This is a genomic window from Streptomyces sp. NPDC041784 (assembly GCF_055591025.1).
On sequence record NZ_JBVJAB010000001.1, the window covers coordinates 154,040 to 168,592 of the forward strand.

The 14,553-nt window shown below is 71.7% G+C and carries 14 protein-coding genes; 8 read left to right on the forward strand and 6 right to left on the reverse strand.

Features of this window, described 5'->3' with window-relative positions; translation table 11 throughout:
• Nucleotides 1-8 precede the first annotated feature (8 nt).
• On the reverse strand, nt 9-896 hold the full coding sequence (locus ACZ6D7_RS00710) for a helix-turn-helix transcriptional regulator (protein WP_469481816.1): 888 nt from the start codon (nt 894-896) through the stop codon (nt 9-11).
• 102 nt (nt 897-998) lie between these two features.
• On the opposite strand from ACZ6D7_RS00710, the gene ACZ6D7_RS00715 reads away from it, so the two are divergent.
• Nucleotides 999-2,435, forward strand: coding sequence for an MFS transporter (locus ACZ6D7_RS00715; RefSeq protein WP_469481819.1), 1,437 nt, complete (start codon nt 999-1,001; stop codon nt 2,433-2,435).
• A 30-nt stretch (nt 2,436-2,465) separates the two neighbouring features.
• Here the strand turns inward: ACZ6D7_RS00715 and ACZ6D7_RS00720 are convergent, their stop codons facing one another.
• Together ACZ6D7_RS00720 and ACZ6D7_RS00725 are read right to left on the reverse strand one after the other, a co-directional pair.
• Nucleotides 2,466-3,623, reverse strand: coding sequence for a hypothetical protein (locus ACZ6D7_RS00720; RefSeq protein WP_469481822.1), 1,158 nt, complete (start codon nt 3,621-3,623; stop codon nt 2,466-2,468).
• A gap of 236 nt (nt 3,624-3,859) precedes the next feature.
• Nucleotides 3,860-4,135 carry a hypothetical protein gene (locus ACZ6D7_RS00725; protein WP_469481825.1) on the reverse strand — a complete coding sequence of 92 codons (276 nt, stop codon included), beginning with the start codon at nt 4,133-4,135 and terminating at the stop codon, nt 3,860-3,862.
• 237 nt (nt 4,136-4,372) lie between these two features.
• Here ACZ6D7_RS00725 and ACZ6D7_RS00730 point away from each other — a divergent pair, with 237 nt between their 5' ends.
• The 3 genes from ACZ6D7_RS00730 to ACZ6D7_RS00740 all read left to right on the forward strand — a co-directional run bounded on the left by ACZ6D7_RS00730 (nt 4,373) and on the right by ACZ6D7_RS00740 (nt 7,269).
• Nucleotides 4,373-6,193, forward strand: coding sequence for a dynamin family protein (locus ACZ6D7_RS00730; RefSeq protein ID WP_469481828.1), 1,821 nt, complete (start codon nt 4,373-4,375; stop codon nt 6,191-6,193).
• Nucleotides 6,190-6,909: a Crp/Fnr family transcriptional regulator gene (locus ACZ6D7_RS00735; RefSeq protein WP_469481831.1), complete on the forward strand. Its 720-nt coding sequence runs from the start codon at nt 6,190-6,192 to the stop codon at nt 6,907-6,909. Before ACZ6D7_RS00730 ends, ACZ6D7_RS00735 begins: the two co-directional genes overlap by 4 nt.
• Before the next feature lie 108 nt (nt 6,910-7,017).
• Entirely contained in the window at nt 7,018-7,269 is a 252-nt protein-coding gene (locus ACZ6D7_RS00740) for a hypothetical protein (protein WP_469481834.1), read from the forward strand.
• A gap of 40 nt (nt 7,270-7,309) precedes the next feature.
• Here the strand turns inward: ACZ6D7_RS00740 and ACZ6D7_RS00745 are convergent, their stop codons facing one another.
• Nucleotides 7,310-7,900 carry a TetR/AcrR family transcriptional regulator gene (locus ACZ6D7_RS00745; RefSeq protein WP_469481837.1) on the reverse strand — a complete coding sequence of 197 codons (591 nt, stop codon included), beginning with the start codon at nt 7,898-7,900 and terminating at the stop codon, nt 7,310-7,312.
• A gap of 25 nt (nt 7,901-7,925) precedes the next feature.
• Nucleotides 7,926-8,936, reverse strand: a complete 1,011-nt coding sequence (locus ACZ6D7_RS00750) for an aldo/keto reductase (RefSeq protein ID WP_469481840.1) — start codon at nt 8,934-8,936, stop codon at nt 7,926-7,928.
• A 170-nt stretch (nt 8,937-9,106) separates the two neighbouring features.
• Between ACZ6D7_RS00750 and ACZ6D7_RS00755 the strand changes: the two genes are divergently transcribed.
• Nucleotides 9,107-10,213 (forward strand): endonuclease/exonuclease/phosphatase family protein, encoded by a 1,107-nt coding sequence (locus tag ACZ6D7_RS00755; RefSeq protein WP_469481843.1) that lies wholly within the window; start codon nt 9,107-9,109, stop codon nt 10,211-10,213.
• 67 nt (nt 10,214-10,280) lie between these two features.
• On the opposite strand, the gene ACZ6D7_RS00760 is transcribed toward ACZ6D7_RS00755, so the two are convergent.
• Entirely contained in the window at nt 10,281-11,663 is a 1,383-nt protein-coding gene (locus ACZ6D7_RS00760; RefSeq protein WP_469481845.1) for a glycine--tRNA ligase, read from the reverse strand.
• A 204-nt stretch (nt 11,664-11,867) separates the two neighbouring features.
• On the opposite strand from ACZ6D7_RS00760, the gene ACZ6D7_RS00765 reads away from it, so the two are divergent.
• Genes ACZ6D7_RS00765 through ACZ6D7_RS00775 form a run of 3 tightly spaced genes read left to right on the forward strand, consistent with a single transcriptional unit; the run spans nt 11,868 to nt 14,523 of the window.
• Entirely contained in the window at nt 11,868-12,827 is a 960-nt protein-coding gene (locus ACZ6D7_RS00765; protein WP_469481848.1) for a metal ABC transporter substrate-binding protein, read from the forward strand.
• A gap of 17 nt (nt 12,828-12,844) precedes the next feature.
• Complete coding sequence (locus ACZ6D7_RS00770; protein ID WP_469481851.1) at nt 12,845-13,621, forward strand: metal ABC transporter ATP-binding protein; 777 nt, start codon at nt 12,845-12,847, stop codon at nt 13,619-13,621.
• Nucleotides 13,621-14,523, forward strand: coding sequence for a metal ABC transporter permease (locus tag ACZ6D7_RS00775; RefSeq protein ID WP_469481854.1), 903 nt, complete (start codon nt 13,621-13,623; stop codon nt 14,521-14,523). The genes ACZ6D7_RS00770 and ACZ6D7_RS00775 overlap by 1 nt, the downstream gene beginning before the upstream one ends.
• Nucleotides 14,524-14,553 lie beyond the last annotated feature (30 nt).

Consider the following 14,553-nt stretch of genomic DNA (forward strand, 5'->3'; position numbering starts at 1 on the left):
CCGGGCCGTCAGCCGGTGCTCGGTGGGTTGAAGAGGGCGTACAGCCCTTCCAGTCGCTCCCGGGACTCCGTGTCGACCGGGGTGAAGGTCACCAGCCGGGCGCCCAGCTCCGGGTTGAGCCAGAGGTCCGTGTGGTGGAGGTTGAGCAGGCCGACGTGGCGATTGCGGAACTGCTTCGTCTTGGTGCGGGTCGTGACGATCTCGTAGCGCCGCCAGTTCTCGCGGAACTCAGGGGACTCGGCCTGGAGGCGCTTGACCAGCATCTTCCAGGCCGGTTCGGTGAGGTGGCCGGCCATGGAGGCGCGCAGCTTCGCGGCCATCAGGCGCCGGGTCTCGTCGAGGTGGACGAACGACTCCTGCCATTCGGCGTTCGTGTGGACCAGCAGCATGCAGTTGCGGTCCTCGGGCGGGATCGCGTCGAGGTCGCACAGCAGATGGGCGTAGGCGCGGTTGTAGGCCAGGATGTCGTAGCGGCTGTTCTGGACGCTGGCGGGCAGCGGGTCCAGCTGGTCCAGCGTCATCCGGACGGCGTCCGTGATGCCCTCGCAGTGCGCGGCGGGCGTCGGGTCGGTGGTGCCGGCCAGCCGGAAGAGGTGGGCGCGTTCGCTGCGGTCGAGCATCAGGGTGCGGGCCAGCGCGTCCAGGACCTGCACGGAGACATGGATGTCGCGGGCCTGTTCGAGCCAGGTGTACCAGGTGACCCCGACCGCGGAGAGATGGGCGACCTCCTCGCGGCGCAGGCCGGGCGTGCGGCGGCGCGCCCCGCGCGGGAGGCCCACCTGCTCGGGGGTGATGCGCTCGCGGCGGCTGCGCAGGAAGGCGGCCAGTTCATGGCGGCGGACCGCCGCGCCGCTGCCGGCCGCGGGGACAGCCGTCTCCTGTGCCATCGTCGTCATGCCTCCAGCGTGCCCGGACCCGCACCCTGTTGCCAGGTAGTCCCGCTACCAGGATAAGGAGACTCTGGTACCCGGTTTGGGGGCAGGCGCAGGCTCGGCGGAGTGACCACAGAAACGACCCTCGCCCCCGCGTCCGGCGGCCGCGCCGGCCCGGCGTCCGATGCCTTCGGGCCGCTCGGGCTGTTCACCGTGCTGCTCGGCGCGGCCCTGCCGCTCGTCGACTTCTTCATCGTCAACGTCGCTCTGCCCACCATCGCCGCGGACCTCTCCGCGAGCGAGTCCGTCCTGGAACTCGTCGTCGCCGGGTACGGCCTGGCGTACGCCGTGCTGCTCGTCCTCGGCGGGCGGCTCGGCGACCTGTTCGGGCGGCGCCGGCTCTTCCTCGCCGGCATGGCCGCCTTCGGACTGACCTCGCTGGCCTGTGGGCTGGCGCCGGACGCCTGGTCGCTGGTCGCGGCGCGGGTCGTCCAGGGCGCCTCGGCCGCCGCGATGGTCCCGCAGGTCCTCGCCACCATCCAGGCGGCCACCGAGGGCCCGCGGCGCGCCCGCGCCATGAGCCTGTACGGCGCGACGGCCGGCCTCTCCATGGTGGCGGGCCAGATCCTCGGCGGCGTCCTGGTCGCCGCCGACCTCGCCGGCACCGGCTGGCGTTCCGTCTTCCTGGTGAACGTCCCGGTCGTGGTCGTCGGCCTGCTGCTCGCCGTCCGAACCGTCCCCGAGACCCGCTCGCAGCGCCCGGAGCCGGTGGACCTCCCCGGCACCGTGCTGCTGGCGGCGGCGCTGCTGACGCTGCTCGCCCCGCTCACCGAGGGCCGCTCGGCGGGCTGGCCGCTGTGGACCTGGCTGTCGCTGGCCGCGTTCCCGCCGGTCGCGGCCGCGTTCTACGCCGTGGAGCGGCGGGCCGACCGGCTCGGCCGTACGCCGCTGGTGCCGCCGAGCCTGTTCGCGCTCACCACGCTGCGGCGGGGGCTGGTGCTCATGCTGCCGTTCTCCCTCGGCTTCAGCGGGTTCATGTTCGTCGTCGCGGTGGCGCTCCAGCGCGGCGCGGGGCTCGGTCCGGTGCCGGCCGGGCTGGCGCTCGCGCCGATGGCCCTCGCCTTCTTCCTCGCCTCGCTCGCCGGGCCCCGGCTGGTGACCCGGTTCGGGAGCCGGGTGGTGACCGCGGGCGCGCTGCTCCAGGGCGTGGGCCTGGTGCTCATCGCGCTGGCGGTGCGGGCCGACTGGCCCGACGTGGGCCTCGTCGAGCTGCTGCCGGGGGCGGCGGTCGCGGGTGCCGGCCAGGCGCTCCAGCTGCCCGTGGTGATGCGGATCGTGATGTCCGAGGTGCCGCCGGCCCGCGCGGGCGTCGGCAGCGGCGTGATGGTGACGACCCAGCAGACGGCCCTGGCGCTGGGCGTGGCCACCCTGGGCACGCTGTTCCTCTCCCTGGTCCCGGGCTCGGGCATGCGGGACGCCCTGCTGACGACGCTCGCCGTGCAGCTGGGCGGGGTCGTCCTCACGGTCGCGCTGAGCCTGCGGCTGCCGCGACGGGTGGGCTGAGCGGGGACGGCGGACGGGCGGCGGCCGTCGTCACAAGCCCGAGCCGGAGTGGTCGGGGCCGAGGTCGTCGAAGTCGTCCCACTCCGCGTCGCCGACGTCGCTCTGGTCCTCGTCCTGGTACTGGTCCTGGTACTGGTCCTCGTCGTACGTGGAGGAGGAGGCGTACAGGGAGCCGTACGGATCCGGGTCGGGGTCGAGAAGCTGCCACTCCGGCAGCTCCGGCTCGGGGACCAGCCAGACGGGAGCCGCCTGGGTCTCGTTCACGACGTAGGTGTCCCCCGTCATCACGTACACGTCGCCCACCGGGTGGTCGGTGCCCGGGTCACCGCCCAGGTCACCGTCCGGGCCACCACCCAGGTCGGCACCCGCGCCGTGACCACCCGTGCCGTGACCACCCGTACCGTCGCCGCCCGTGCCCTCGTCGTCCATGACCGCCGACCACACCTCGTGGCCGCCCCAGGCCATCAGTGCCGTCCCCGCGAGCAGGCCGCCGCCCAGGGCGAAGTGCCGGCCCCAGGCGGTGCGGTGCGGCTCGGGTGTTCCGTCGGGCCGGGTGGGACCGGGGTAGGCGGGCACCAGGGCGCGCGAGCCTCCGGACCGGGGGACGTACACCCAGCCGCGAGCCTCGAACCCCTTGTCCGGCACGCTCGCGTTCAACGGGGAGAAGTGCGGGGCCGCGGGCTCCTCGCGACGCTGGGTGAGGACGTCGCGATAGAGGTCGTCGGTGACGGCCAGGGCCAGGTCGCTGTCCTGCCGGCCGCCGAGGGTGGCCCGCAGCTGGGGCGAGTCCAGGACCCGGCAGGCGTGCACGACCGCCGTCCCGACGAACCCGGTGGCCGCCACGTACACCAGCCCCTGGGTCACGGAGGCCCGCAGCCGGATCCGGCCGCCCGGGCCCGGCTTGCGGTTCAGCCGGTGCAGGGCGGCGCGCAGTCCCCGGACCGCGCCGGGCAGCGCACGCCCCTCGTCGATGCCCGGCGGCCAGATCAGCAGCTGGCCGTCGCCCCGGTCCTGGCGGGCACACTGGTCCGGGTCCACGTCGGCCACCCGGCAGGCCTGCCGCATCGTCCACAGCAGCCGGTCCTGTACGTCGAGGGCGGCGTCGGTCAGACGTCCGCTGTATCCCTCGACGTCGACGACCAGGCACAGCCGGCGGACACCGGGGACGTCGAGTTCTCCTCCGGACATCGCGGGGCGTTCCCTTCACTTGCGTACGTCTGGTGCGGAGCTGGTGAGTTGAGGGGAACTTCCCCGACGGAGGCCCGGCGGACTCCCTCACAGGAAGGAGTCCGGCGCGCGGGCGCTGCCTAACCTCGAAGACGTGGGGACGAGCCGGTCCCCGCGGCGGGGAACCTGCGGCCGCCCGTCCGTCCGGTCCACGGACCCCGGGGGAGGACGGGCGGTCCGGGCACCCGCCCGGAGGTTCAGCCGCTCAGGGCGTCCCCGGAGTCGTAGGAGTCGTACGCGTCGTACGTGTCGTACGTGTCGTCGGCGACGTACGCGTCGTCGCTCTCGTACGTGGACGAGTCGTAGGAATCCTCGGTGGCGTAGGCGGCGTAGGTGTCGTCGGGCTCGTAGCCGTTCTCGCCGGCCACGAACTCGGACGTCGAGGTGTAACCGGTTCCGTCCGCCGCCTCGATGACGTCGTGCTCGGTCAACCGGCCGTCGTCCCACGTCTGTTCACTGTCGTCGGTCGTCATGCCGTCCCCCTTGGTCGTCGACATCATGGCGCCCGGGCGGGGTCGAGTCGAGGAAAAAGCCGAAAAACCGCCACGTATGGATTTCGCCGGGCACAATGACTTGCCCTGTGGGGCAGGTCACATCGACCGGACGGGGGAAGGGGGCGGCCCATGGGTCCGGACGGGGCCGGAGGGGCGCGCGACGGCGCACGTGGGGCTGGTCGCCTGGACGATGAACTCCGCACCGCCACAGAGGTGTTGACCGCCTGCGCACGCGCCGCCCAGCAGGGCGGGGAGACGGCCGGCCGGCTGGCGGAGGTGCTGCGCGACGCCGCCGACGGGCTGGACGAGCCACTGCGGCTCGCCGTGGCCGGACAGATCAAACGCGGCAAGTCCACCCTGGTGAACGCGCTGCTCGGCGAACGCGTCGCGCTCACCGGACAGCTCGAAGTCACCTTCACCGTCAGCGAGTTGTACTACGCCAGGGAACGTACCGTGACGGTCCGCCATCGGGACGGTTCCTCGCGCACGCTGCCCGCCGAGGCGTACGGCGAGATGACCGCCCGGGACGCCGACCGGGCCGCGCTCCTCACGGATGTGGCCCGGGTCGAGCACGGGATCCCCAACGAGCTGCTCCGCACCTTCCGGCTCGCCGACACCCCGGGGCTCGGCAGCGTGCACGGCGTCGACTCCCGAAACAGCCACGACTTCCTGGGCATCTCCTCCTTCGCCGGGGAGGAGGACCGTAAGGCGTTCGAGGCCGCGCTCGCCGCGTCGGGCCGCACCGCGCGGGAGGTGCACGACGACAGTGTCCGCGAGATCAGGGACGCCAAGGCCGTGCTGTACGTCTTCGCACGCGGGCTGCACGACCACGACCGGCTGAGCGTACGGGAGTTCCTCGGCAACGCGGGCGACGAGCGCACCCCGCTCAACACCTTCGGCGTGCTCAGCCGCTGCGATCTGCTGTGGCCGCCGAGCAAGGACTTCCACGAGGACGTCGACCCGCTCACCTGGGACCCCATGGCGGAGGCGGCCCGGATGGCGGACCAGCTCCTCCAACGGCCCGGTGTGCGCTCGGTGTTCTACACGATCGCGCCGATCGCCGGGCTGGTCGGCGAGGGCGCCCGGCTGCTCACCGGCGACGAGATCGACGTCCTCGCCGAGCTGGCGAAAGCGCCGCCGAACGTACTGGTGAACCGGTTACGGGACACGACCCGGTTCGCCCACAAGGAGCTGCGGGGCATCGACGTGCCCGCGCGGCTGCGCCGTCCGCTGGTCGAACGGATCGGCACCTGGGGCATCCACCGCGCCTGCGGGTTCCTGCGGGACGGGGCGAGCGAGGACGAGCTGCGGACCGCGCTGGTCGAGGTGAGCGGGGTCGCGGCGCTGCGGGACCTCGTCGTCCGGCATTTCGGCAACCGCGAGTCCCTGGTCGAGCTGGAGGACGGGCTGCGCTCGGTCGAGGGTGCGCTGGCCGAGCTGCGCCGCGGGGCGGCGGGCGGCGGGCCCCCGGTGCCGCCCGTGGCCGCCGAGGTGGCCGAACGGCTGGAGCGGCTGCGGCTGAACACCGCCGGCTTCGCCGAGCTGGGCATCCTCTCCGCGCACTACCGCGGCGAGCTGCGGCTGTCCCCCGCCGAGACGGAGGAGCTGCTGCGGGTCACCGGGGAGCACGGGACCTCCCTCGCGAGGCGGCTGCGCGTGCCGGACACCGCCGGCCGGGAGGAGAACGTGCTGCCGGTGCTGGACTCCGGCCGCCGCCAGGTGGAGCAGGAGTTCGACGGCCACATCGGGGACACCTCCCGCGCCCTGGTGAGCGCCCTCGACGACCAGCTGGCCACCCAGGACGAGACCATCGCCGGTACGGTCCGCCGCCTCCAGGAGACCCGCCGCGGCACGGCCAAGGAGCGCGCCGATCGCCTCCCCGTCGTAGCGCGCCGGCTCAAGGCCCTGGATCCGGTACGGCACCGCTCCGCGGAGCTGCGCCGCCGAGTGGACCACCTGGGCGGCGCCGGAGGAGCAGGGGGAGCCGGAGGCGGAGGCGCGGGCGCGCCCGGCTCGTCCTCCGGTCGCCCCGTATGACCTCCGCCCCCGGCCCCCGGCGGCACCCCGCCTCCGCTCCGCCGGCCTGGGCCGCCGGAAGTCTGCTGGACACGCTGGACGCCGTGGACCGGGAGGCGTTGCTACGGCTCGGGACGCGGCGGCGGTACGTCGATCAGGAGGTGCTGATGACGGCCGGGGCGGTCGGGGACGCGGTGTACATGCTTCTCGACGGGCTGGTGCTGGTCGTCGGGGAGACGGAGGAGGGCGAGGAGTCGGCGCTGGCGATCCGCGCGGCGGGCGAGGTGGTCGGAGAGCTGGCGGTGCTGGACGGGAACCTGCGGTCCGCCACCGTGCGGGCCGCGGGCCCGGTCACCGCGCTGCGGATCGCCCCGGCGTCCTTCATCGGCTTTCTGCACTCGCACCCGGCGGCCCAGTTGCAGGTGCTGCGCAGTGTGGCGCGCAAGCTGCGGTCGGCGACCCAGCGGCGGATAGAGACCAGTGGCTGCGACGCGCGCCGCCGGCTCGCCCGGGTGCTGTACGGACTCGCGGCGGAGTACGGCCGGCCGCGCCCCGACGGGTCCGTGCTGCTGGAGCTGTCGCTGAGCCAGCGCGCGCTCGGCAGTCTGGCCGGGGTGGCGGTGTCGACGACGGAGCGGGTCCTGGCGGCGCTGCGCACGGAGGCCGTACTGACCACGGGATACCGCCAGTTGGTGGTCCTGGATCCGGACCGTCTCACGGACCTGTGCGGCTACTGACCCGGCCCGGCGCGTTCCTCCCGGTGAACTCCTCGCGAGGAAACCCCCGTTGATCTTCCCGGTGCTGCACACTCCTTGCTGTTCTCCGGAGTCGGCGCGGGAGGCGTCATGCTTCAGATCACGACGAGCAAGGTGAGCCGCTGGGACCAGCACGGACGTGAGCACGTGGTCCGGGTGCAGCGTGCGGGGGTGCAGCGCACGGTCAGATGCGACACCTGCGGCTGGCGCAGGGGCGCGCAGTTCCTGCCCTGGCTGAAGGCGGCCGAGCATCTCGCCGAGGCCCACCAGGCGACGGTCGACCCCGCTGAACCGAAAGCCGAGGGGAGGACCGAGCGGAAGGCCGAGGGCAAACAGGGCTAGGACGTCACCGCCGTCACTGCCGTCACCGCCGTCACCGCCGTCACCGCTTCAGGCCCTGGACCAGCAGGTCGACCACAGCCGTGAAGTCGTCGTCCGCGTCGGGCAGCTCCCACTGGCGGAAGTAGCCGGGGTCGTGGAAGCGGCCGGTGGCCTGGAAGACGGCGCGGGCCGCGGCCGCCGGGTCGGGGGCGGTGAAGGCGCCGGCGGCCACCCCGGCCGCGACGATCGCCGTGAGCTGGCCGGTCAGGTCGGCGAGGTGCTCGCCGACCGCCGCGCCGTTCTCACCGGTCAACACCATGTACGTGGCGAACAGCTCGGGGTCGTCCCCCGCCTTGCGCCGCTTGGCCTCGAAGAGCGCGGCGAGCCAGTCCCGCAGCCGTGCCTCCGGGGCGCGCGCCTCGTCGGCGGCGATCCCGGCGAGGGCCAGCGACGTGCGGTCCAGCCAGCGCTTCGTCACCGCCTCCCGCAGCACCGCCTTCGTACGGAAGTGGCGGTACACGCTGCCGTGGCTGACGCCGAGCGCGCGGGCCACGTCCACCACGGTGGCCTTGGCCGGGCCATGGCGGCGCAGCACTTCCTCGGTCGCTTCGAGGATGCGCTCGGCGGTCAGGGTCTCGGAGGTCGGGGCCATGGTCAGACCGTACCCGTTGCCGGGATCACCGCTCGCTGTCGAGGTGGGCCAGGGCAGCCGCCCCGTAGCGGCCGCCGGCCGCGGCGTCGGCCGGGACGGCCGCCTCGATCGCGGCGAGGTCATCGGCGTCCAGGACGACGTCCAGCGCGCCGAGCGACTCCGCGAGCCGCTCCCGGGTGCGGGCGCCGACCAGCGGCACGATGTCCTCGCCCTGGGCCAGCGCCCAGGCGATCGCGGTCTGCGCGACGGAGACGCCCTTCTGCTCGGCGATCTTGCGCAGCGACTCCACGAGGTTCAGGTTGTGCCGGAGGTTCTCGCCCTGGAAGCGGGGCGAGTACGCCCGGAAGTCGTTCGCGGCGAGCTGCCGGTCGGCGGTGAAGTGCCCGGAGATCAGGCCGCGGGACAGCACGCCGTACGCCGTGATGGAGATGCCCAGCTCACGGGTGGTGGGCAGGATCGACGTCTCGATGCCCCGGGAGATCAGCGAGTACTCGATCTGGAGGTCGGAGATCGGGGCGGCGGCCGCGGCCCGGCGGATGGTGTCGGCGCCGACCTCGCTGAGACCGATGTACCGGACGTACCCCTTCTCGACCAGCTCGGCGATGGCGCCGACCGTCTCCTCGATCGGGACGTCGGGGTCGAGCCGGGCGATGCGGTACACGTCGATGTGGTCGACGCCGAGGCGCTGCAGGGAGTACGAGGCGAAGTTCCGCACGGCGGCGGGGCGGCCGTCGTAGCCGCTCCAGGTGCCGTCCGGGTCGCGCAGGGCGCCGAACTTCACGCTGATCAGCGCCTGCTCGCGGCGGGCCGCGGGCGCGGCGCGCAGGGCCTCGCCGATCAGCAGCTCGTTGCTGCCCATGCCGTAGAAGTCACCGGTGTCGAGCAGGGTCACGCCGGCCTCCAGGGCCGCGTGGATGGTGGCGATCGACTCGGTCCGGTCCGCGTCGCCGTACAGAGCGGTCATCCCCATGCAGCCGAGACCGAGGGCGGAGACCTGGGGGCCGGTGGTGCCGAGGGAACGGGTGTGCATCGTCATGCACGCCAGCATGGCATGACGGCTGACAGATTTCAATATCTGTCATCTGTCATGTGTCCGGTCGACGGGCCCCCTCACCCCCGAGGACAATGAGAAATGTCGGCGTGCAGTCACCTCGGCGGCGCCTGCCGTCGGCCACGCGGCCCTTGCGCCGCCGTGGGAGGCGCGTCATGACCATCCGTATCGGCACCTTCAACGCGGAGAATCTCTTCCGCCGCCCCAAGGCCTTCGCACTCGAGGACGACGCCGCGCGCGACAAGGTCCTGGCCGACTTCGGCGAGCTGGTCTCCCTCCTCGAGAAGGACACCTACACCCAGGGGGACAAGGACCGGATCGTCGAGATCATCAAGGAACACCAGGTCCACAACTCGGAGCAGGACAGCCCCCGGCCGTTCTTCATCAACGAGCTCAAGGGCAAGGGTGCAAGACTCTTCAAGGCGGAAGGGCCGGCGAGCAACCCCGTCATCACCATCGAGGCGAACGGCCGCGGGGACTGGCCGGGCTGGGCCCAGCCCGTGCGCGACGACCTCAGCTGGACGGCCGTCCAGAACACCGGGCGCGTGGTGGCCGAGGTCAACGCCGACGTCCTGCTCATGGTGGAGGTCGAGGACCGTCTCGCCCTGGAACGCTTCAACGAGAACGTCCTCGGCAAGACCCTGGGGCACCAGCCGTACCCCTTCAACCTGCTGATCGACGGCAACGACCCCCGCGGCATCGACGTGGGGATCCTCAGCCGCCACCCGATCACCTCGGTACGGTCGCACATCTTCGACCCCGGGCAGGGTGGCCGACGGCTCTTCAGCCGGGACTGCCCCGAGTTCGAGATCGCGCTCAACGGAACGCCCCTGTGGATCCTGGGCAACCACTTCAAGAGCATGCGGGGCGGCGGCGCCGGACTGCGCGCCCGCCAGGCACTGCGCGTCCGGGAGATCTACGAGGCCGCTCTCCAGCGGTCGGACCACGTCATCGTCGCCGGTGACTTCAACGACTTCCTGAACAGCGCCCCGGTCAAGACCCTGCTGGACGCCGGCCTGAAGGAAGCGATGACGCACACCAGCTACACGGGAGACCCGGGCACCCACGGGCCGGGCACCGGTGACGACGACAAGCTCGACTACCTCATGTTCTCGCCGGAGCTGTGGGACCGCGTCGAGCACGTCGAGGTGGAACGGCGGGGCGTCTTCGCCCCCAGGACCTTCAAGTCGTTCCAGACGGTCACGTCGCACGCGACCCAGGCATCCGACCACGCGGCGCTGTACGCGGACCTGGATCTGTGAAGGCCCCCCGCCGAACGCGTCGATGCCGGGCCCCTCGGTGAGGGACCCGGCATCGACAGGGAAGGCCTCAGCAGCCGATCAGGCGGGCGGCCAGGTAGCCCTCGATCTGGTCGAGGGACACGCGCTCCTGCTTCATGGAGTCACGCTCGCGGACGGTCACCGCGTTGTCGTCCAGCGTGTCGAAGTCGACCGTCACGCAGTACGGCGTACCGATCTCGTCCTGGCGACGGTAGCGGCGGCCGATGGCGCCCGCGTCGTCGAACTCGATGTTCCAGTTCTGCCGCAGGGCGGCGGCGAGGCCCTTGGCCTTGGGCGACAGCTCGGCGTTGCGGGACAGCGGCAGCACCGCGACCTTCACCGGAGCCAGGCGGTGGTCGAGGCGCAGCACCGTGCGCTTCTCCATCTTGCCCTTGGCGTTCGGGGCCTCGTCCTCGACGTACGCGTCGAGCAGGAACGCCAGCATCGCGCGGCCGACACCGGCCGCCGGCTCGATGACGTACGGCGTCCAGCGCTCCTGGGCCTCCTGGTCGTAGAACGCGAGGTCCTGGCCGGAGGCCTTGGCGTGCGCGGAGAGGTCGTAGTCGGTGCGGTTGGCGACACCCTCCAGCTCGCCCCACTCGTTACCGCCGAACTGGAAGCGGTACTCGATGTCGGCGGTGCGCTTGGAGTAGTGGGAGAGCTTCTCCTGCGGGTGGTCGTACCACCGCATGTTCTCCTCGCGCAGGCCGAGACCGGTGTACCAGTTCCAGCGCTGCTCCATCCAGTACTCCTGCCACTTCTCGTCCTCGCCCGGCTTGACGAAGAACTCCATCTCCATCTGCTCGAACTCGCGGGTGCGGAAGATGAAGTTGCCGGGCGTGATCTCGTTGCGGAAGGACTTGCCCATCTGCGCGATGCCGAACGGCGGCTTCTTGCGCGAAGCGACCTGCACCTGGGCGAAGTTGGTGAAGATGCCCTGGGCGGTCTCGGGGCGCAGGTAGGCGATGGAGCCGGTGTCCTGCGTGGGGCCGAGGTGGGTGGAGAGCAGACCCGAGAACTGCTTGGGCTCGGTGAACTGGCCCTTGTTGCCGCAGTTGGGGCAGTTGATGTCCGCCAGGCCGTTCTCCGGCACGCGGTTGTGCTTGGCCTCGTAGGCCTCCTCCAGGTGGTCCGCGCGGAACCGCTTGTGGCAGGAGGTGCACTCGGTCAGCGGGTCGGAGAAGGTGGCGACGTGGCCGGAGGCGACCCACACCTCGGGGGCCAGGATGACGGACGAGTCGATACCGACCACGTCCTCGCGCGACGTCACCATGTAGCGCCACCACTGGCGCTTCAGGTTCTCCTTGAGCTCGACACCCAGCGGTCCGTAGTCCCAGGCGGCCTTCTGACCGCCGTAGATCTCACTGCAGGGGAATACAAAGCCACGGCGCTTGCTCAGGCTGACGATGGTGTCGATCTTGTCGGCGGCCACGGTGCTCTCTTCATAACGACGACGGGCGACGAAGCGAGATGCTTCCAGCGAATGATTCAGGGTACCGGCGGGGGCTCCCCCTCGACCAAATCGGTACCCCTTCCACAGCCCCTCGACGGCCCTGCGCCCCTTACCGGGCTCTTGTCGGCCCCTCACCGAGGCACTTGTTGACAACGGTTTCCATATTTGTTGAAAATGACTGTCATGAACGTACGACGACAGCACATATCCGGGATAGCCATGGCGGCCGTCACCGCCCTCGGACTCGGCACGCTCTCCGCCTGCTCCTCCGACAGCGCCGCCGCGGCCAACACGGACAAGTTCGACGTCGTCGCGTCGTTCTACCCGATGGCCTTCCTCGCCGAGCAGATCGGCGGGGACCATGTGAACGTCACCAGCCTGACCGAGCCCGGCCAGGAGCCGCACGACCTGGAGATCAGCGCCCGGCAGACCGCGCAGCTCCAGGAGTCCGACGCGGTGCTCTACCTCGAGAACCTCCAGCCCTCCGTCGACGACGCGGTGGCCCAGTCCGAGGTCAAGACCAAGATCGAGGCCGGCTCCCTCACCACGATGGAGAAGCACGGCAACGAGGTCGGCGGCCACGCGGCCGAGCACGACGACCACGAGGACGAGGAACTGTCCGGCCTCGACCCCCACATCTGGCTCGACCCGGTGCGCTACGCCGAGGTCGCCGAGGGTGTCGGCAAGGCCTTCGAGAAGGCCGACCCGGACCACGCGGCCGACTACAAGACCAACACCACGGCCCTCGTGAAGAAGCTCGACGCCCTGAACACCGAGTTCGAGGACGGGCTGGCGAACACGAAGACCAAGGTCTTCATCACCACCCACGCCGCCTTCGGCTACATCGCCGAGCGCTACGGCCTGACCGAGGAGGCCATCAACGGCCTCGACCCCGAGTCGGAGCCGAGCGCCGCGCGCGTGAAGGAACTTGAGAAGATGGCGAAGGCAGACGGCGTCACGACCGTGTTCTACGAGACGCTCGTCAGCGACAAGACCGCGAAGACCATCGCCGCCGACGCCGGACTGAAGACGGACGTCCTCGACCCGATCGAGGGCATCACGGACTCGTCCCGCGGCAAGGACTACTTCTCGGTCCAGCAGGCGAACCTCAAGGCGCTCCAGACGGCCCTGGGAACCAAGTGATCTCTACGGAGGGCGTCATGGACGCGAAGGCCGAGCCCGTGATCGCGATGCGCGGTGTCCGCGCCGACCTGGGCTCGCGCCCCGTCCTGCGGGGCATCGACCTCACCGTGCACCGCGGTGAGGTCGTCGCCCTGCTCGGCGCGAACGGCTCGGGCAAGTCGACCGCCGTGCGCAGTGTGATCGGCCAGGTGGCGATCGGCGCGGGCGAGATCGAGCTGTTCGGCACGGAGCGCAGGCGGTTCCGGGACTGGGCGCGGATCGGCTATGTCCCGCAGCGCACCACGGCCGCGGGCGGCGTCCCGGCCACCGTCACCGAGGTCGTCTCCTCCGGCCGCCTCTCCCGCACCCGCTTCGGCGTCTTCCGCAAGGCCGACCGGGCGGCCGTACACCAGGCCCTGGAACTGGTCGGGATGGCCGACCGGGCCAAGGACAACGTCGACGCCCTCTCCGGCGGCCAGCACCAGCGGGTGCTGATCGCCCGCGCGCTCGCCGCCGAACCCGAGCTGCTGATCATGGACGAGCCGATGGCGGGCGTCGACCTGGCCAGCCAGGAGGTGCTGGCGCACACCCTGAAGGACCAGGTCGCCGCCGGTACGACGGTCCTCCTCGTCCTGCACGAACTGGGCCCCCTGGAGCCCCTGATCGACCGGGCGGTCGTCCTGCGCGACGGCTGTGTGCTGCACGACGGCCCGCCCACCCCGGCCGTCGGCCAGCACGCGCTGCCCGGCCACGACCACGTGCACCCGCACGCACCCGCGGGCGCCGAACCGATCCGCACGGGACTGCTGAGCTGATGGACTTCCTCGACTACGCCTTCATGCAGCGGGCGCTGCTCGCCGCCGTCCTGGTCGGCATCACCGCCCCCGCCGTCGGCATCTACCTCGTCCAGCGCCGCCAGGCCCTGATGGGCGACGGCATCGGCCATGTCGCGATGACCGGCGTCGGCCTCGGCTTCCTGCTCTCCGCGAACCCGGTGTGGATGGCGACGGCCGTCGCCGTCCTCGGCGCGGTGATCATGGAGCTGATCCGCTGGTACGGCCGCACCCGCGGCGACATCGCCCTCGCCATGCTCTTCTACGGCGGTATGGCCGGCGGCGTGATGTTCATCAACCTCGCGCCCGGCGGCTCCAACGCGAACCTCACCTCGTACCTCTTCGGCTCGCTGTCGACGGTGAGCGAGTCCGACGTGACGGCGATCTGCGTGCTGGCGGCCTTCGTGGTCCTGGTCACCCTCGGCCTGCGCCGGCAGCTCTTCGCGGTCAGCCAGGACGAGGAGTTCGCTCGGGTCACGGGCCTGCCGGTACGCGCCCTGAACCTGCTGACCGCGATCACGGCGGCGGTCACGGTCACGGTCGCGATGCGCGTGGTGGGGCTGCTGCTGGTCAGCGCGCTGATGGTGGTCCCGGTGGCGGCCGCCCAGCAGCTGAGCCGCAGCTTCGCCGCGACCTTCGCCATCGCGACGGCGATCGGCGTGACGGTGACCATCGGCGGCACGGTGACCTCGTACTACCAGGACGTCCCGCCCGGCGCGACGATCGTGCTGCTGACCATCGCCGCGTTCATCGCGCTGAGCGCGCTGGCCGCCCCGCTGGCCCGGCGCCGCGCCCGCGCACTGGCCGCGGCGCACCCTGCCGGAGACCCGGCGGAGTGCGCGATTCCGGCCACGCGAGGGGCCTCGGACGAGGTCGGCGTCTGACCGCGCACAGTCCGGGCTGGCACAATGGCC